Raw genomic sequence first — 18,055 nt, 5'->3', positions numbered from 1 at the left:
ACTCACTTCTTCTTGGCCGCAGCCTTGGCCTTGCACATATTGCCCGGCATCACCAGGCTGGACTGGTAGGCCGAAATAGCGACCAATTGATCGTTGTTGTACTTCTGGATGATTTTCACCATGTCGGGATTGGCGTTGCGGCGGTGACCGTCGCGAATTTCGGTCATCTGGCGCAACAGGTACTTGTAGTGCTGACCGGCGATCACCGGGAAGAACTTTTCCTTGGCTCCTTCGCCGTTCTGACCGTGGCACTCCTTGCACCCCTTCTCGTAGAGTTCCTTGCCTGTCGCCAACTGCCTGGCGAGATCCTTGCCTTCGTAACGACCATGTTCGACAGGGATACACAACTGCTCGATGAAGGCCGCGACATCAGCCAGTTCCTGTGGATCGGTCAAGGTCACGGCAAACGGGTACATCGTCGGGTTGTCGCGCAGGCCGGCACGGATGTCGGCCATCTGCTTGATCAGCACGGTGGTGTGCTGACCCGCAAGTTGCGGGAAAGTACCGTCCGGACGGCCGGCACCCGACGGCAAGTGACAATCACTGCAGACCTCGTACGCTTCTTCACCGCGCTTCCTGTCGCCCTTGAGTTTCAGCGCTTCACTCTTCTCGCCCCCCTGGGCATTCCACTTGTAATCCTTGCTCTCGATGCCCTGAGTCTTCGGCGATGGCGGGCCGGCCTGCACAATACCGGCGATCGTCGCCAGGGAAACCGCCAGTATCAGCTTGTTCATCGTTACCCCCATTATTTGAGAATCGATACCCGCAAATCTAGCAAGCAACCCGCCGCCCGGCGTTGATGATTGTCAAGACGCGCGCAAGCGGTGCGTATCGACCACGCATTTATGGGATCAAGGCTTGAAGAAGTTCCACTTGACGACTCCTCACCCCCATTGCCGTGCGACTGAACGCTTCTGCGGCAATATATCGCACATTGTGCGGACAAGCCCTGCGAGATAATTTGGGTGAATCAATTTTCGCCAGGCTGCCCCTGCCGCACACCACAGCCCCGCCAATCCGTCGATCTTTCAGGCCTATCCCGCAGATTCGGGGCGGTATTCCCGAACACTCGGCACCCTGCACGCACCGACCCGCGCTACACTGAACCGATGACCAAGAACCTGCTGCTCGACGTCGCCATCCTGCTGGGACTCGCCATCCTCGGCACCGTCGGCTACCAACTGGCGCCGTTGCTCAACCCGAAAACCGACATTGCCCTGCCGCTTTCGAGTTGCGACCTCGGTCAGGGAGCCTGCGCGGCGACGCTCCCCAACGGGACTCGAATCGAGTTCGCGATCGAACCGCGACCGATTCCGGTACTCCGACCGCTGAAGCTGCAAGCCACGCTCACGGGTGGCGAGGTACGCAGGATCGAGGTCGATTTCACCGGCACGGACATGAAAATGGGTTACAACCGACTGCAACTGGAAAGGCAGGAAGGCAGCAGCGATCATTTCGTGGGGATGGCGAGCCTGCCGGTATGCATCACCGGAAGCATGGAATGGGAAGCGACGCTGCTGATCGATACCGGCAGGGCGATCGTCGCGGTGCCGTTCCGCTTCCTCAGCGGCAAGTAATACCCTGCCCGCGTTACCGGCCTCGCTCGCCGGAGCTCGCGTCCATCCGCAAGCCCGGAGATGATTCCAGGGCAACGCCCTGCAGCGCCTCCGCCTTGCCGATGATGCGCAAAGTGTTTACATTTGCAGCCACAATCCATTGACCGGGAATCAGGGTGGCGACGCCCGATCCACTGCAACCGCAGCAACACCTCGAGTCCTGCACCATTGCCGGTCACGCGCTCGGCGTCGCGACACGCAGCGGCTCGGCAACCGACTCGTCGCCTGGGACACTGCCCGCATGCACCGCACGATCTTCGATACCCCGGTGGTGAGCACGCTGTTGCGCGCCGGCTCCGTGGCCTTTCTGCACTTCACCGGCTGGACTGTCGAAGGCCGTCTGCCACCAGGCACCGCCAAATGCGTACTGATCGCCGCACCGCATACCAGCAACTGGGACCTGCCCTACACGCTGATGGTGGCGTTCAGCTTGCGCCTGCACATCTACTGGATGGGCAAACAGAGCCTCTTCAATCCACCCTTTCGCGGTCTGATGATGTGGCTGGGCGGCATCCCGGTGAACCGCGAGAAGTCGACCGGCTTCGTGCTCGCGTCGGTGGCGGCGATCAAGGCCGCCACCGACGGACTGCAGTTGGTCGTCCCCCCGGAGGGCACACGCGGCCGTACGCGCCACTGGAAAACCGGTTTCTACCACATTGCCCTCGGCGCCGAAGTGCCGATCGTCATGGCCTACATGGACTACGATCGCAAAGTGAGCGGTCTGGGTCCGGTATTCACGCCCACCGGCGATATCGAACGCGACATGGCATCGATCAAGTCGTTCTACGCGCCCTTCAAGGGTCGCAACGCCAGGCTGTTCGACCCCGAATAGGCCAGCGTGATCGTGGGCAGGCTGTTTGAGGAGAGTAGAGGAATGATGATTGAGCGTGTGCGGTGGCTGCTGATCCTGATTCTGCTCAGCGCCGCCAGCGGCGGTTCGCTTGCCGCCGCCGGCAGCGTTCAACCGGCGGATCTGGATCTCCATCCCGACGCCACCGTCGCGACGGCAGCCGTCGAAGTCGACGGCCGCGTACTGTTCCGCGTGCGCGGCGTCAGCAGTTTCCCCGCACGCGAGCGTGCGGCGGCGATCACCGAGCGGATCAAGCGACTGGCGGGTGATCCGGCGCTGCCGGCGGATTCAGTACGGCTCGTCGAGTCCGGCGGCTATTCCTCGATCATGGCCGGCGACCGCAGGATCATGGCGCTCTTCGATTCGGACGCGCGCATCGAAGAAGTCGCACGCGAAACCCTTGGACTGGCCTTGTGCGAGCGGATCGGCAAGGCCATCGACGAATACCGCCACGACCGGGACACGCAGGTATTGCAGCGACGCGGCCTGGAGGCTGCGGGTGCCACGGCGGCGCTGGCAACGATGGTGACACTGCTGCTGTGGTTGGCACGCCAGCTCAATGGCCTGCTGGAGCGGCGCTTCCGGAGCCGAATCCATCACCTCGGTATCCAGTCTTTCGAGATTGTACGGGCCGAAAGCATCTGGGCCGGGCTGCGCGCCGCCTTGTCGGCACTGCGCATGCTGTCAATCCTGATCGTCAGCTTCATCTACCTCGATTTCGTGCTCAGCCGCTTTCCGTGGACGCGCTGGCTGGCCGGGAATCTGACCGATTTCGCCCTTCGCCCCCTGCGACTCATCGGGGAGGGCCTGATCGGCTACTTCCCGGACCTGATCTTCCTGATCGTGCTGGCGCTGCTGGTCCGTTTCGTCCTGCGCCTGTTGCGGCTGTTCTTCGACGCCGTTGCACAGGGTTCGGTCACCCTCCTGCACTTCGAAGCCGAATGGGCCCGGCCAACCTACAAGATCGCACGCTTCGCGCTGTTGGTCCTGGCAGTGATCGTGGCCTACCCGTATATCCCCGGATCGGAATCGGCTGCCTTCAAGGGGGTTACACTGATGTTGGGCGTAGTCGTTTCGCTGGGTTCCTCGTCGATCATCGCCAACCTGATCGCCGGCCTGATGATCACCTACCGACGCGCGTTCAGGGTCGGCGACCGGGTGCGCATCGGCGAAGTGACCGGCGACGTGACGCAGGTCAGGCTGCAGGTCACCCATCTGCGTACCCTGAAGAACGAAGAGGTGACGATTCCCAACTCGCAGATCCTCAATGGGCACGTGATGAACTACAGTTCCCTGGCCAAGAAACAGGGCCTGATCCTGCACGCGACAGTCGGTATCGGCTACGAGACGCCGTGGCGGCAGGTGGAGGCGATGCTGCTGCAGGCGGCGGCGCGCACTCCGGGGCTGCTTGCGGAACCCACACCCTTCGTAATGCACAAGGAACTCGGGGATTTCTGCGTCAGTTACGAGATCAATGCCTATTGCAACGACGCCAGGATGATGGAGCACTTGTATACCGAACTCCGCCGCAACATCCTTGATCTGTTCAACGAATACGACGTTCAGATCATGACCCCGGCCTATGAAGGCGATCCGAAGCAGCCCAAGGTGGTCCCCAGGGATCAATGGTATGCGGCGCCGGCGGTCTCCGGACCCGTCGACGACGCGCCGGCAACGGCGAGTGGCACGCAACGGCCATTGCCGGGTTAAGGGGCGGACGCCCGGCAAGCGCGCCTCCCACCGGCCAGCTCGTCAGTTGAGGTCGATCGCGTGGCGCTTGAGGTCGTCCAGGCTGACGATCAGCAAAGCGGCTTCGTTGGTGGCATTGAGCACGACGTGCGGCGCCTTGCCGGCCTGCAGGGCTTCGCGCCAGCGGGCGGCACACAGACACCAGCGGTCGCCGGGCTTCAGGCCGGGGAAATCGAACTCCGGCCTGGGCGTGGACAGGTCGTTGCCGCGCGCTTTCGAAAACGCCAGAAAATCTGCCGTGAGCACGACGCAAATGGTGTGACTGCCGAGGTCTTCGTCACTGGTGTTGCAACAACCATCACGAAAGAACCCGGTAATCGGTGCCTCGCTGCACGAGCCGAGCAAACCGCCGAGGACGTTGCGCTGGCTGCCGCCGAAATCATCTGGTTTCATGTCAGTTCATCGATCCAGGCTTGCTGGATCGCCTCCAGCACCTTCTCGCCGCAATGCTTCGCGTCGTCTTCGAAGCCGGGCAAGGCGAGGACCCAGTGCATCAGATCGACGAAGTTGATCTTCATCGGGTCCACGTCGGGGTGCCTCTCCGCAAGTTCGACGGCGAGGTCGTTGATGTCGGTCCATTTCATCGCTTGCCCTCCCTGGCCATATTGATCGAGTAGCGCGGAATCTCGATCAGCAACGGCGTTTCATTGACCATCGCCTGACACGACAGGCGAGAATTCGGTTCCAGTCCCCAGGCCTTGTCGAGCAGATCGTCCTCGACCTCATCGGACGGTTCGAGCGCCTCGAAGCCTTCGCGAACGATGACGTGGCAGGTGGTGCAGGCACAGGACATCTCGCAGGCATGTTCGATGGCGATGCCGTTCTCGAGTAGATTCTGGCACAGCGATTCACCAGGACGGGCGTCGATCACCGCGCCATCGGGGCAGAGTTCGACATGCGGCAGAACGATGATCTGGGTCATGCTGTTTCCCCCGCCCGCGTGGCGAGCACTTCGCTGTCCAGTTCGCTGATGTTGCGCCCGGCGAAGGCCCGCCGGATCGACTTGTCCATGCGCCTGGCCGCAAAATCCTTGGTCTCGGCTTCGAGGTCGTCCATCGCCAGCATGATCTGCCGACGGTTCTCACCGCCGGCCGCACCCTGGAGCTTGACGATGCCGTGCTCTACCCGCGCCAGTTCTTCGCCGGAGAGCAGGTCGCCATCCGTCGCCAGTGCCGAACTTACCGCCTCGATCAGCCGCTGCGCGTCCACCTGCGATTCCTTGAGAGCGCGCTGTAGCGCGTCATCCCTGACGTGCAGCATCGAGTCCCTGAGCATGCCGGCGATCTCGCCATCCGACAGCCCGTAGGACGGCTTGACGACGATGCTGGCTTCGACTCCGGCGGTCTGCTCGCGGGCCGTCACCGCCAGCAGACCGTCGGCATCGACCTGGAAAGTGACGCGGATGCGTGCGGCGCCGGCGACCATCGGCGGAATGCCGCGCAGCTCAAAACGGGCCAATGAACGACAATCGCTGACCAGTTCGCGCTCGCCCTGCACCACATGGACAGCCAGCGCCGTCTGGCCATCGCGGAAAGTCGTGAATTCCTGCGCCCGCGCCGTCGGAATGGTGGCATTGCGCGGGATGATCTTTTCGACCAGACCACCCATCGTTTCCAGCCCCAGCGACAGGGGAATCACGTCGAGCAACAGCCAGTCGTCGCCGGCCAGACCGTTGCCGACCAGGAGATTGGCCTGCTTCGCCGCACCAATGGCCACGACCTTGTCGGGATCGAGATTGTTCAACGGCTCCTGCCGGAAGAACTCACCGACCGCATGCTGCACCTGCGGCATGCGCGTCGCGCCGCCGACCATGACTACCCCCTTGACGTCGGCCACCGACAGCCCGGCATCGCGCAGGGCCTTCTTGACCGGCTGAATGGTCTTCGCCACCAGCGTCTGGCTGATCTCGGCAAAGATCTCCGTAGTCAGCGTCAGATCCACCGCCTCGCCACTGTTCAGACGGGCGTTGATCGGGGCCACGCCATGAAAGGTCAGGTATTCCTTGGCCTCGCGCGCGCGCGTCAGCAGCATCCGCGAATCCTCGACCGACAAGGGTTTGAGTTGGGCCGCTTCGAGCATCCAGCAGAAGATGCGATGGTCGAAATCGTCGCCACCCAGCGCCGAGTCGCCGCCCGTCGCCAGCACCTCGAAGATGCCGCGCGCGAGCCTGAGGATCGAGATGTCGAAGGTGCCTCCACCGAGGTCATAGACCGCATAGATGCCTTCGGAGGCGTTGTCGAGCCCGTAGGCGATCGCCGCCGCCGTCGGCTCGTTGAGCAGGCGCAGAACCGGCAGTCCGGCGATCCTGGCGGCGTCCTTGGTCGCCTGGCGCTGCGCGTCGTCAAAATAGGCCGGGACGGTGATCACCGCACCGACCAGCGGCCCACCGAGCGAGGCCTCGGCCCGCAACCGCAGGGTGCGCAGGATTTCGGCCGAGACCTCGACAGGACTCTTCCGGCCGGCGGCGGTCTGCAGGCGCAGCATTCCCGGCGCATCGTCGAAGACGTAGGGCATGCCCTCGCGATGAGCGATGTCCTGCAGCCCGCGGCCCATGAAGCGCTTGACCGAAACGATGCTGTTGCGCGGATCGAGCGATTGTCTGGCCTGCGCTTCGTAGCCGACTTCGCTGCTGCCGTCCGGCAGGTAACGCACCACCGAAGGCAACAAGGGGCGACCCAACTCGTCGCTGAGGACGACGGCCAAACCGCTGCGCACCGTCGCCACCAGAGAATTGGTCGTCCCGAGGTCGATGCCGACAGCCAGCCGGTGCTGGTGCGGCGCTGCCGATTCGCCCGGTTCCGCAATCTGTAATAGAGCCATGAAGAAAAGAGGTCCTGAAGCTTGTTTCGTGGATGACGTGGAGGTCGCGCCAGCGACTCACGGCGCTCCCCATCGCCTGCCTGCGGGCGATGGGCGGGGGGTGAGGCAAACGTTCAACGGCTCCTTGCCCCCTGGAAACCGGCTGGCCAATCGCATACAGGTGTACGGCCTATTCTTCACACGCCGCAATCGCGTCGTCGATGTCAGCGAGCAGCTTCTCCAGAAACATCAGTCGCCGCACGCGATCAGCGGCCTGCTCCAGATCATGCCGATCGTCGAGCAGCACGGCGATTTCCTCATGGCGTTCACGCATCTCGCGCTGCAAGCGGTGGTGCAGACGCTCCAGCTCATGGTGTTCGCCGGCAGCGCGCGCTTCGGCAACCGCCTCGCGCCATTCCATCTGCTCAACGAGGAAGTCCGCGGGCATCAGGGCATTGTTCTCGCTGCCAAGATCGTACTCTGCCAGATGCAGCAGGTAACGCGCCCGCGCCAGCGGCTTCCTGAGGGTCTGGTAGGCTTCATTGACGCGTGTCGCCCACTGCAGCGAGAGCCGCTTTTCGGCCTCGCCGGCACTCGCAAAGCGATCCGGATGCACCTTGGACTGCATCTCCAGATAGCGGCGGTCAAGCAGCGCCTGGTCCAGCCGGAACGTTGGCGGCAAATCGAACAGCGAGAAGTGATCGGCGTTGAAGTCCATCCGGCGCGCCTCCTTCAGATCCGGGCGCGCTTAAACAGCAAGCCCGTCTGCCACCGGGTCACGCCAGCACTCAGACATTGAAGCTTTCGCCACAGCCACAGGCGTCCTTGACGTTCGGATTGTTGAACCTGAAACCTTCGTTCAAACCTTCGCGCGCATAATCGAGTTCGGTGCCGTCAAGGTAAGGCAGACTCTTCGGATCAATCAGCACCCTGACCCCGTAAGATTCGAACTGGATGTCGTCCGGGTGGGCGACATCGGCAAATTCGAGCTTGTAGGCCATCCCCGAGCAGCCGCTGGTGCGCACACCCAGGCGCAACCCGATACCCTTGCCGCGCTTGACCATGTAATTGGCGACGTGGCTCGCTGCCCGTTCAGAAAGCGTCACAGCCATTCGAAAGACCTCCTGCTGTAGTTGCGACAAACCGTGTCAAACGGAAACCTGTTCGCTGTGCTTCTTTTTGTAATCGGCGACCGCCGCCTTGATGGCATCCTCGGCGAGAATCGAGCAGTGGATCTTCACCGGCGGCAGCGCCAGTTCGTCGGCAATCTGGGTGTTCTTGATGTCCAGAGCCTGATCGATGGTCTTGCCCTTGACCCATTCGGTCACCAGTGACGACGAAGCGATCGCCGAACCACAGCCGTAGGTCTTGAACTTGGCATCTTCGATGACGCCACCCTTGCCGACCTTGATCTGCAGCTTCATCACATCGCCACAAGCGGGCGCACCGACCATGCCGGTCGCCACGCCCTCCTCCTCCTTGCCGAAGGAACCGACGTTTCGCGGATTTTCATAGTGGTCCAGGACCTTGATACTGTATGCCATGCTGTTTCTCCTTCAATGCTTCATCAATGCGCGGCCCACTGGACCGTGCTCAAGTCGACGCCTTCCTGCACCATCTCCCACAATGGCGAGAGTTCGCGCAAGCGGCCAATCTTGTCGTGCAGGAGCTTGATCGCGTAGTCGATCTCCTCCTCGGTAGTGAAGCGGCCGAGCGTGAAACGAATCGAACTATGCGCGAGCTCATCCTCGCGACCGAGGGCACGCAGCACGTACGAGGGCTCCAGAGACGCCGAGGTGCACGCCGAACCTGACGACACCGCGAGATCCTTGATCGCCATCAGCAGCGACTCGCCTTCGACGTACGCAAAGCTGATGTTCAGGTTGTGCGGCACACGCCGTTCGAGGTCACCGTTCACATATACCTCGTCGATGTCCGACAGGCCTTTCAGCAGGCGGTCGCGCAGCATGCGGATGCGCTCGTTCTCGGCGCCCATTTCCAGGCGTGCCAGTCGGTACGCCTCGCCCATACCGACGATCTGATGCGTCGCCAGCGTGCCCGAACGGAAACCGCGCTCATGCCCGCCACCGTGCATCTGCGCCGTCAGGCGAACGCGCGGCTTGCGACGCACGTACAAGGCACCGATACCTTTCGGGCCGTACGTCTTGTGCGCTGAAAAGCTCATCAGATCGACCTTCAGTGCCGCCAGATCGATCACCACCTTGCCGGTCGCCTGCGCTGCATCGACGTGGAAGAGGATTCCCCTGGCGCGGCAGATGTCGCCGATCTCGGCGATGGGCTGGATGACGCCGATCTCGTTATTGACGAACATCACCGACACCACGATGGTGTCCGGGCGCAGCGCCGCCTTGAACACTTCGAGGTCGAGCAGGCCATCGTCCCTGACGTCGAGATAGGTGACCTCAAAGCCCTGTCGTTCGAGTTCCCGGCAGGTATCGAGAATGGCCTTGTGCTCGGTCTTCACCGTTACCAGATGCTTGCCCTTGCCGGCCAGGAACTGTGCCGCTCCCTTGAGTGCCAGGTTGTTCGACTCGGTCGCGCCCGACGTCCAGACGATCTCTTTCGGGTCGGCATTGACCAGTCTGGCCACTTCTTCACGTGCTTCTTCGACCGCCGCTTCGGCTTCCCAACCGAAAGCGTGCGAGCGCGAGGCCGGATTGCCGAATTTCTCGACCAGATAGGGAATCATCTTCTCCGCCACGCGTACATCAACCGGGGTCGTGGCCGAATAGTCGAGATAGATAGGCTGTTTCAACATTGATCTTGCTCCGGGTTGTCCATGGTTATGCAGTTTTTCATGTGGCCGGGCCGCTAGACGGCCATCGCGGTCAGCCCTTGCAGGCGGGCCACGGTGGCCTGCAAGGCACTCAGAAAACCGGCGACCTGTTCTGCCGTGTTGCCGTAACCCAGACTGACACGCACCGCTCCGCGTGCCAGATCGGGCGCGACACCCATCGCCTGCAGCACATGCGAAGGTTCCGGATTGGCACTTGAGCAGGCGGCGCCGCTGGCCACCGCATATCCGGCACGGTCGAGGTGGCCGACCAGGGTTTCACCGTCGACGTCCGGGATCGCGAAATAGACGGTATTCGGCAAGCGTTCGGCGGCCTGGCCAAAGAGCGTCGCACCGCAGCCGCGCAGCCCGTGTTCGAGTTCGCCGCGCAGCTTGAGCAGGCGCTGTGCCAGCGCCGCCCGACGTTGCACCGCCAGTTCGCAGGCGACACCGAAGCCGACGATCGCCGCCACATTCTCGGTACCCGACCGCAAACCACGTTCGTGACCACCACCGGCAATCAGGGGTTCAAGCTCGATGCGCTTGTCGAGCACCAGCGCCGCAGCGCCCTTCGGCCCGCCGATCTTGTGTGCCGACACGGTCAGCGCATGCACGCCCGCGGCATTCAGACGGCGAAAATCGACGACAATCTTCCCCACCGCCTGTACGGCGTCGGTATGAAACCAGGCGCCGGTGAGACGCGCACGCTCGGCCAGCAGTCCCAGATCCTGCACCACGCCGGTCTCGTTGTTGGCCAGCATCACCGAAACGATCTTCGGTTTGCGGCCCATGGCCACGGCGAAGCGGCTGGCGTCGATCCGTCCGTCGGCGTCCACCGCCAAGCGATCCAGCGTCCAGCCGCGCCTTTCCAGCTGCTCCGCCGGCTTGAGCACGCAGGGATGCTCGATGGCACTCACTGCCAGCACACCGGGTTTCAGACACGCGGCAGCGCCTTTGATCAGCAGATTGTTGGCTTCCGACCCGCCGCTGGTAAAGATCACTTCGGTAGGATGTGCGCCAACTGCGGCGGCCACCTTGCTGCGCGCCTCGTCAACCGCGCGCCGCGCCGCCCGACCGTACTCGTGCCGGCTCGACGCGTTGCCGAAGTGCGCCGAGAGGTAGGGCAGCATCGCCTCGACCACCGCCGGTTCGGCGGGAGTGCTGGCGTTATGGTCGAGATAGACGGGCGCGAACATGGCTAAGAGACGTTCAATTGGTGAGGGAAACCGATTTGTTGGCACGTGCCCGCGGCTTGAAACGCCGCGCGTCCTGGATGATCGCCACGTGACCGCCGGTTTTTCTCAGTTGTTGATCAACCAGTTCCGCCAGCGTCACCGAACTCAGGAACTCGTACATCTTGTCGTTCAGCGTCGTCCACAGCTCATGGGTCATGCAGCGCTCGTCGTCGCGGCAGTTCTCGCGGCCGCCGCATTGCGTCGCATCGAGCGGCTCATCGACGGCGCGAATGATGTCGGTGACCGTCATTTCGCTGGTCCGGCGCGCCAGACAATAACCGCCGCCCGGACCACGCACGCTTTCCACCAGGCCATAGCGGCGCAGCTTGCCGAACAGTTGTTCGAGATATGAAAGCGAGATTTTCTGCCGATCGCTGATTCCGGCCAGAGACACCGGTCCCTCGCTGCAGCGCAGTGCCAGGTCGATCATCGCGGTTACTGCGAAACGTCCTTTGGTCGTTAGTCTCATGGTTCCTCCACGTATCATAATAGTTGATTGGATTGGTACACTATAGCGACGCACTGAAGCTTAGTCAACTATTTTACTCAAGTACTGCGGGTCGAACTGGTCGCTGGTGACCAGCGGACCCTCGACATGCACGCCAGCCTCCTCAAGCTTGCTGAGCAGCAGGACAAACCGCCGATCGACCTCGACTGCATGGTCGAGCAAGCCATGAATCGCCTTGGCCAGCGGGTCATCCTGATCGCCCGCCAGCGCGTACGCCGAAAACCCCAGTTTCCCGGCCATCTCCTCGCGCTTCTGCGCCTGCGCACTGTCGATGATCCGCGCCGGATTGCCGACCGCCGTTGCCCCCACCGGCACATCCTTGACGACCACGGCATTGGACCCGACCTTGGCCGACGTCCCGATGGTGATCGGTCCCAGCACCTTGGCGCCGGCGCCGACGACCACCCCGTTCGCCAGGGTCGGGTGGCGCCGGCCCTTGTTCCAGGAAGTGCCACCGAGGGTAACGCCGTGATAGAGGGTGACGTCGTCCCCGATCACCGCGGTTTCACCGATCACCACACCCATGCCGTGATCGATGAACAGGCGGCGTCCGATGCTCGCTCCGGGATGGATCTCGATGCCGGTAAAGAAGCGCCCGAGGTGCGAAACCAGGCGCCCCAGCCAGCGCAGGCGATGCACCCACAACCAGTGCGCAAGACGGTGCGTGACCATCGCATGCACCCCCGGGTAGCAGGTGAGAACCTCCCAGAACGTGCGGGCAGCGGGGTCACGGTCAAATACCGATTGAATGTCTTCACGCAGGTGGTTGAACATGAAACGAGAGTCCTAAGCGGTCACCCCTCAATGCCGGGGCGCTGGTACAATACCATACTATTACAGTGCACTATCCGGAGCAGCGGCACCGGCAACCTGCTTCTCGACCGCGTCGAGCAGTCCGCGCAGGATGTTGATCTCGTCACGTTCGAGCTCGGCACGCGCGAAAAGACGACGCAGCTTGGGCAACAGCCGTTTGGGCTGCTGCGGATCGAGAAAACCGCTGCTCACCATCACCCGCTCCAGATGCGCGTGGAAGCGTTCGATGTCCTGGTGGCTTGCCGCCGGCGAGGCAAAGGGTACAGCACGGGTCACTACCGGCGGCTGGCTGTCGAAGGCAGCCAGCCGTAGTTCGTAGGCCAGCAGTTGCACCGCCGAAGCGAGGTTGAGCGAGGTGTACTCCGGATTGGCGGGGATGAAGATCGCACACCGGCAACGCTGCACCTCGGCGTTCGACAGACCGGCGGTCTCGTTGCCGAACAACAGCGCCACCTCGCCCGTGCTGGCCTTCGCCAGTACCTCAGCGGCGGCCTGACGTGCCTGCAGCGCCGGTGGCCCGAGGTTGCGGTGGCGCGCCGACACGGCGTACGCAAACATACAGTCGGCCAGCGCCGCATCGAGGTTCGTGCACACCTGTGCCTGCGCGAGAATGTCGCCGGCTCCCGCCGCACGCGCCACCGCTTCGTCGTCCGGAAAACGCCTGGGATTGACCAGGGTCAGGCGCGACAGGCCCATCGTCTTCATCGCTCGCGCGGCGGCACCGATGTTGCCCGGATGGCTGGGATGCGACAACACGACGCGCACCCTGTCGAGCAGCGAGCCCGAAGAATGAGACCTTGCAGGCCGGTTCATATTAGAATCGGGACTCCTCCACACCAATCGGGCGACAACCGCCGCCCGTCAGGTTCTCCAAAACCATGCATCCAGCTCTCAACATCATCATCAAGGCGGCGCGGCGCGCCAGTCAGATCATCAACCGCGCCTCTCTGGATCTGGAGCACCTGCAGATCACCACCAAGCGTCAGAGCGATTTTGTCACCGAAGTGGACAAGGCGGCCGAGGCGGCAATCATCGACGTGCTGCGCGAGGCCTATCCCGAGTACGGCATTCTAGCAGAAGAGTCGGGCCAGACCGCCGGCAGCGCCGGCGGCAGCGAGTATCAGTGGATCATCGACCCGCTCGACGGCACCACCAACTTCATCCACGGATTGCCGCAGTACGCGGTCTCGATCGCGCTGGCTCACCGCGGACAGGTCACGCAAGCGGTGGTCTACGACACGGTACGCAACGAAATGTTCACCGCCAGCAAGGGCGGCGGCGCCTTCCTCAACGAACGCCGCATCCGGGTCAGCAAATGCCTGCGCCTCGAAGAAGCGCTGATCGGCACCGGTTTCCCCTACCGCATTTATGACCACATCGACGCCTATCTGGCGATCTTCAAGGAACTGGCGCGCAAGAGCGCCGGCATCCGCCGCCCGGGTGCCGCCGCCCTCGATCTGGCCTACGTCGCCTGCGGGCGCTTCGACGGCTTCTGGGAGTTCGGCCTGTCGCCCTGGGACATCGCCGGTGGCGCGCTGCTGATTTCCGAGGCCGGCGGCCTGATCAGCGACCTTGCCGGCAACGAAACCTACCTGCAGACCGGTAACCTGGTCGCCGGCAACCCGAAAGTCTTTGCGCAACTGCTGCAGGTGATCGACGGCCACCGGACGCCGGGGTTGATGGCGTGAGGGCGTAGCGCGGGTTGACCGCCGATGGCGTGTCCGGCGTGCGTTGCGATTGGCGTAAGCAAGGGTACCCGCTCCAGGCAAGCTCGCGTCGGGATGGACGGCACTGACAGACGCTCTTACCTTAACGACGTCACCAAGGCCGGCGGCGGACAACAGCCCTCGATTGTGGCCGGACGAAAGCCCCGGGACTTGCCGCATTTCAAATGCGGCACCATAGTGCCGGGCAATCCTCAAGCCCTCGAACAGAAACTGCGGTACCGGCCTTGCCAATGGTCATGCTGGTCTACTCGCCGCGCAAGATGCTGAACTCCTGAAACAGGCGAAGCGGAAGCGGTCTACCGAGTTTCCAATAGATGGTCATCGGCCTTGCGCCTTCGGCATGCTCTAAAGTGACTGGGCCACATGCCCGGTATGGACTTCCTCTGGCGCAGCGGACGAACAGCTGAAAACTCCAGCCGTTACTGGAACTGTCGAGGTAACGGCGGCCCGATGGCGTATCCGGAGCCGCACTATTCTGGGATTGCCAATGGAAACGCTCGGTGCTGATGGCGAAATCGTGGTAAGCAATGCGCTGATGATATCCGACTCGCTTGTCCAGGGTCACGAACAGAAGTTCAATCTTTTGCGCATGCAAAGCTAGCACGCCTGCCCGAAATGGCGTACGGCGCTCTGCAGTCAGCCAATCCACGGCGGTCAGGATTTCACGGATACCATACGCCCCATGCAAGCAAAGAGGCGTGCCTTCCAGCCCCGGAACCGCCTGATGACTGAGGGTGCTTCTCCCCTGCAGCACTTCCGCGATCTCGGCCAGTTCGTTTCTCGTATCGGTCTGGACACTCAATCGCTGCAGAAAATCTGCACCCCGCCCGGTCCGGTGGTGTTGCCCATCCACCTGATACGCCAGCATCTGTAGCAGTGGCTGCTCAGACTTGACTTCGGGAAAATAAGAGGCGTCCGGTTCCCCCACTTTGAGAAGCAAGTTGATGCGTGCCGGGTCATCGAAATGCAGGAGGTCTGCGAAGCGACCGCCAAAATAATCGTCTTCTGGCCCAGTCGGAGTCGTCAATAGTCCGGCATCGCGCTTCAGGTTTGTCCAACCGGAACGGCCGGCGCCTCGATAGATGTCTTCGAGATCAACAGCCTGCTCGCGTAGAAAGGTCGCCAGACGAACGTTGACGCGCCCTTTGAGAGCCACATAGGTTTGCAACTCGGCACGCAAGCGACGCCAGTTTTGCTGTACCAATCGTTTCAGACTGCTCAATACCTGATCGCGGGTCTGACGTTGCAGGTGGATGTGGCAGCCTGGCGGAAGTGAGCCAAACCCTTGGTCGACTGCATCGATCAACTGTCCACGCGAAAGGCCGGTGATGGTAGCGAGCAAACGATCGAAACGAAAGTCTTGCCGATGGCGACCCACAAAATCGAGCACCAGACAGCTTTCCTTGCCCTTGGCCAGTCGCAGGCCACGACCGATCTGCTGTTGAAACAAGACCGGGCTTTGGGTGGGCCGCAGCAACAACAGCGTATCAACCGAAGGCAGATCCACCCCCTCGTTGTAGAGATCACAGGTGACCAGGGCACAGATCTGACCACTTGCGAGCAGTTCGGGTGCGCGACGTCGCTCTTGGTCAGGGGTGTTTCCCACCACGCAAAGCGCTCGGATCCCGGATTGATTCAGTTTCTGGGTCATGTACAGCGCGTGCGCCACAGAAACACAGAACACCAAGGCACGGCACCGGGCAGGGTCGCCAGCCAGACGACGCCACTCGTTGAGAACAAGCCGGGCGCGCACCTCATTGCCAGTGACCAACTCGTCTATGGCCGCCAGCTCTCCCGGCTGCTCCCAGGGCACCTGAGAAAAATCGGTGTCGTCATCGCAAGCGTAGTACTCGAAGGGGCTCAGAAATTGTAGATCGAGAGCATGCCAGAGCCGTAGTTCAACCGCCGGAGCGCCATCCGGTCGATTGTCGAAATATCCCAGAATGGGTTGCCCATCGCTGCGTTCGGGAGTTGCCGTCAAACCCAGGAGAATGTGTGGTCGGACAACGCTGACGAAGTTATGGAAGCGCTCTGCGGCGAGACGATGACACTCGTCGACCACCACCACATGCCAATAGTCTGCACCACAGCGCTGCACCAGATTGCGAGATGCGAGACTGTCAATGCTGGCGAATAGATGATCGAAGTGATCAATCTCCGTGCCTCCCACTAGCAATTCGCCGAAGGAGTGGTCGCGCAACACCTCCCGGAAGGTGCGCATTGCCTGTTTGAGAATTTCCAACCGGTGCGCGACGAATAGCAGGCGTGGTCTTCCGCCCTTCTGTTCGCACTCGCGCCGATAGTCAAAAGCGGCGACAACTGTCTTGCCTGTACCGGTGGCCGCCACAACCAGATTTCGCCGCCGGCCGCGTTCACGCTCGATCAGCAACTGATCGAGCATCTCCTGTTGATAGGCCTTCGGCTCCAGATCGAAGAAGGTCGGTCGCGCTACGATGTCGTAACCCGATTCCCGCGTTAGCGCGTCGCTCAGGGCTCGGCGATGCCTGCTATCTGCCGGATCATATGCTTGGAATTCGTTGTCGTCCCAGAGCGTTTCAAAATGTGCCTTGGCACGTTCGAATAACTCCAACTGCCCACGCTCGGTAAACTTGACTGTCCATTCGAGCCCTCCCGCCAAGGCCGCACCCGAAAGGTTGGCGCTGCCCACATAAGCCGAGCCGAAGCCGGTCTTGCGCCTGAATAACCATGCCTTTGCATGCAACCGGGTCCGGCGGCCGTCCAGAGAAACTTTAGGTGATTTCTACGATAGTTCATACCGTGCCGACTGGTCGGATCAAGATGTCCCACTTGGGTAGGAGCGGGTGACGTTCCAGACGGGACTCGACCGCTTGCATAGCCTCCTTGGCCACCGTGACTCCTTTCTCGTAGACCGTGCGGCTCAGTTCGACGACGGGATGAACGCCTTTCCAGGTCATGGTCTTGGCCCACTCCAGCATCGTTTGGGTATCGGTCAACTTGGCACCGTTCCAGTGCTTTTCCAGGATTCCCCAGCAACGCTCCACCGGATTGTATTTGCTGTGGTATGGCGGATAGTAGAGGAGGCGGATGGACTTGCCGATGTGATCGGCGAACTGGACCATGCGCTTGAGGAATTGCGTACGCCGGCCATTGCTCTCCGGTCCGTTATCGGCCTTGATCTGGAGGTGTGTGACGCGAGCACGCTCCTCGGGTGCTTGACGCTCCCACCAGGCGTAGAGACTGTCGATGATGAAATCGCTGGTCTTCGCCGAGCTTCCGAAGGACAGATGGAGAGACCCACTGTCTTCATTGACGACACCAAACGGCGTGTGTTTTTCCTCGCACCCCATGTCGTGGTCGGCAGCCCGGTGGTCACCCCGCGTCTTGCCGCCACGCGAGTAGTCGCCAATCTTCACCGTCGCCTTGCAGTCCATGCTCAGGCGCATGACGGCTTCGTCTTGGCTATCGCGGTCACGTTCCCGGATGTTGGCGAAAATGGCGTCGGTTTCAGGGACTTTTTTTGGGGTTTGGCCTTGAGCACCGGGCGCAACCGGTACCCGTTGCGGTTCAACACTCTCGACATACCGCTTCGGGAAGGCAGGACATCGTCCGCAAATCCCTGCGCTCGCAACTGCTTGATGGCTTCCTCCGCGGTCAGGCGGGTGAACGACAAGGTCGTGCGAAAAGTCGGGTCTTGTTGCGCATGACTTTCCGCCAGTTCCCACAGGGCTTGCGCCACCTCGGGGTGTTTCTTCTCCCACAATTTCGCACCGCAGCAGAACGCGTGCAGCCCCAGACAGATGATACCCGTACGTTTCTCATGCAGACCGAGCTGCACGGCCTGCCGACTCCAGCCGAACACCTCCTCGGCACGCCGAGCACTGCCACTACAATATTTCAACGCCATCTCCGCCTGAAACGCCCTGCGCCTCGCCCCCGTCATCTTGCTCGCAGCAAGCCGGATATCTTCCAGGTGCTCGGCTTC

General features: G+C 62.0%; 17 protein-coding genes and 2 pseudogenes. 4 read left to right on the top strand and 15 right to left on the bottom strand.

All coding sequences use genetic code 11. The features are described from left to right. Positions 1-2: 2 nt before the first annotated feature. The gene (locus tag AC15MQ_RS02130; protein ID WP_483079172.1) at positions 3-734 is read right to left on the bottom strand and encodes a c-type cytochrome; all 732 of its coding nucleotides are present in this window, start codon (positions 732-734) and stop codon (positions 3-5) included. Positions 735-1,109: 375 nt separating this feature from the next. On the opposite strand from AC15MQ_RS02130, the gene AC15MQ_RS02125 reads away from it, so the two are divergent. From AC15MQ_RS02125 to AC15MQ_RS02115, 3 genes are all read left to right on the top strand, one after another. Further along, complete coding sequence (locus AC15MQ_RS02125; protein ID WP_483079171.1) at positions 1,110-1,577, top strand: hypothetical protein; 468 nt, start codon at positions 1,110-1,112, stop codon at positions 1,575-1,577. A gap of 280 nt (positions 1,578-1,857) precedes the next feature. Next, entirely contained in the window at positions 1,858-2,448 is a 591-nt protein-coding gene (locus AC15MQ_RS02120) for a lysophospholipid acyltransferase family protein (protein WP_287655002.1), read from the top strand. A gap of 42 nt (positions 2,449-2,490) precedes the next feature. After that, the gene (locus AC15MQ_RS02115; RefSeq protein ID WP_483079170.1) at positions 2,491-4,176 is read left to right on the top strand and encodes a mechanosensitive ion channel family protein; all 1,686 of its coding nucleotides are present in this window, start codon (positions 2,491-2,493) and stop codon (positions 4,174-4,176) included. A gap of 42 nt (positions 4,177-4,218) precedes the next feature. Here AC15MQ_RS02115 and AC15MQ_RS02110 read toward each other — a convergent pair whose 3' ends face one another. The 12 genes from AC15MQ_RS02110 to AC15MQ_RS02055 form a co-directional block, all read right to left on the bottom strand. Beyond that, complete coding sequence (locus tag AC15MQ_RS02110; protein ID WP_287655005.1) at positions 4,219-4,608, bottom strand: DUF2237 family protein; 390 nt, start codon at positions 4,606-4,608, stop codon at positions 4,219-4,221. Then, entirely contained in the window at positions 4,605-4,799 is a 195-nt protein-coding gene (gene iscX, locus AC15MQ_RS02105; RefSeq protein ID WP_287655006.1) for a Fe-S cluster assembly protein IscX, read from the bottom strand. The genes AC15MQ_RS02110 and iscX overlap by 4 nt, the downstream gene beginning before the upstream one ends. Continuing rightward, on the bottom strand, positions 4,796-5,137 hold the full coding sequence (gene fdx / locus AC15MQ_RS02100; RefSeq protein WP_287670806.1) for an ISC system 2Fe-2S type ferredoxin: 342 nt from the start codon (positions 5,135-5,137) through the stop codon (positions 4,796-4,798). Before fdx ends, iscX begins: the two co-directional genes overlap by 4 nt. Then, entirely contained in the window at positions 5,134-7,035 is a 1,902-nt protein-coding gene (gene hscA, locus AC15MQ_RS02095; RefSeq protein WP_350496830.1) for a Fe-S protein assembly chaperone HscA, read from the bottom strand. The genes fdx and hscA overlap by 4 nt, the downstream gene beginning before the upstream one ends. Positions 7,036-7,204: 169 nt before the next feature. Next, on the bottom strand, positions 7,205-7,732 hold the full coding sequence (gene hscB, locus AC15MQ_RS02090) for a Fe-S protein assembly co-chaperone HscB (RefSeq protein ID WP_483079169.1): 528 nt from the start codon (positions 7,730-7,732) through the stop codon (positions 7,205-7,207). A 70-nt stretch (positions 7,733-7,802) separates the two neighbouring features. After that, complete coding sequence (gene iscA, locus AC15MQ_RS02085) at positions 7,803-8,126, bottom strand: iron-sulfur cluster assembly protein IscA (protein ID WP_287655010.1); 324 nt, start codon at positions 8,124-8,126, stop codon at positions 7,803-7,805. Between the two features lie 36 nt (positions 8,127-8,162). Beyond that, the gene (iscU, locus tag AC15MQ_RS02080) at positions 8,163-8,558 is read right to left on the bottom strand and encodes a Fe-S cluster assembly scaffold IscU (protein WP_287655011.1); all 396 of its coding nucleotides are present in this window, start codon (positions 8,556-8,558) and stop codon (positions 8,163-8,165) included. 23 nt (positions 8,559-8,581) lie between these two features. Further along, complete coding sequence (locus tag AC15MQ_RS02075) at positions 8,582-9,793, bottom strand: IscS subfamily cysteine desulfurase (protein WP_287670801.1); 1,212 nt, start codon at positions 9,791-9,793, stop codon at positions 8,582-8,584. Positions 9,794-9,846: 53 nt separating this feature from the next. Further along, positions 9,847-11,004, bottom strand: a complete 1,158-nt coding sequence (locus AC15MQ_RS02070) for a cysteine desulfurase family protein (RefSeq protein ID WP_483079168.1) — start codon at positions 11,002-11,004, stop codon at positions 9,847-9,849. A gap of 13 nt (positions 11,005-11,017) precedes the next feature. Further along, on the bottom strand, positions 11,018-11,512 hold the full coding sequence (gene iscR / locus AC15MQ_RS02065) for a Fe-S cluster assembly transcriptional regulator IscR (RefSeq protein ID WP_324571919.1): 495 nt from the start codon (positions 11,510-11,512) through the stop codon (positions 11,018-11,020). Positions 11,513-11,572: 60 nt separating this feature from the next. Continuing rightward, the gene (gene cysE, locus AC15MQ_RS02060; protein WP_287655015.1) at positions 11,573-12,325 is read right to left on the bottom strand and encodes a serine O-acetyltransferase; all 753 of its coding nucleotides are present in this window, start codon (positions 12,323-12,325) and stop codon (positions 11,573-11,575) included. A gap of 60 nt (positions 12,326-12,385) precedes the next feature. Beyond that, complete coding sequence (locus AC15MQ_RS02055; protein WP_483079167.1) at positions 12,386-13,177, bottom strand: RNA methyltransferase; 792 nt, start codon at positions 13,175-13,177, stop codon at positions 12,386-12,388. Positions 13,178-13,242: 65 nt separating this feature from the next. Between AC15MQ_RS02055 and AC15MQ_RS02050 the strand changes: the two genes are divergently transcribed. Beyond that, positions 13,243-14,052, top strand: coding sequence for an inositol monophosphatase family protein (locus AC15MQ_RS02050; RefSeq protein ID WP_287670797.1), 810 nt, complete (start codon positions 13,243-13,245; stop codon positions 14,050-14,052). 283 nt (positions 14,053-14,335) lie between these two features. Here the strand turns inward: AC15MQ_RS02050 and AC15MQ_RS02045 are convergent. Both AC15MQ_RS02045 and AC15MQ_RS02040 read right to left on the bottom strand, forming a co-directional pair. Continuing rightward, a pseudogene (locus AC15MQ_RS02045) lies at positions 14,336-16,843 on the bottom strand (DUF3427 domain-containing protein); the annotation flags it as partial. A 19-nt stretch (positions 16,844-16,862) separates the two neighbouring features. Continuing rightward, positions 16,863-17,977, bottom strand: a pseudogene (locus tag AC15MQ_RS02040) (ISAzo13 family transposase). Positions 17,978-18,055 lie beyond the last annotated feature (78 nt).

This window comes from Candidatus Accumulibacter propinquus (assembly GCF_056856495.1).
The sequence above is the reverse complement of the archived record's forward strand: the minus strand, read 5'-3'. Positions and strand labels throughout refer to the sequence as shown.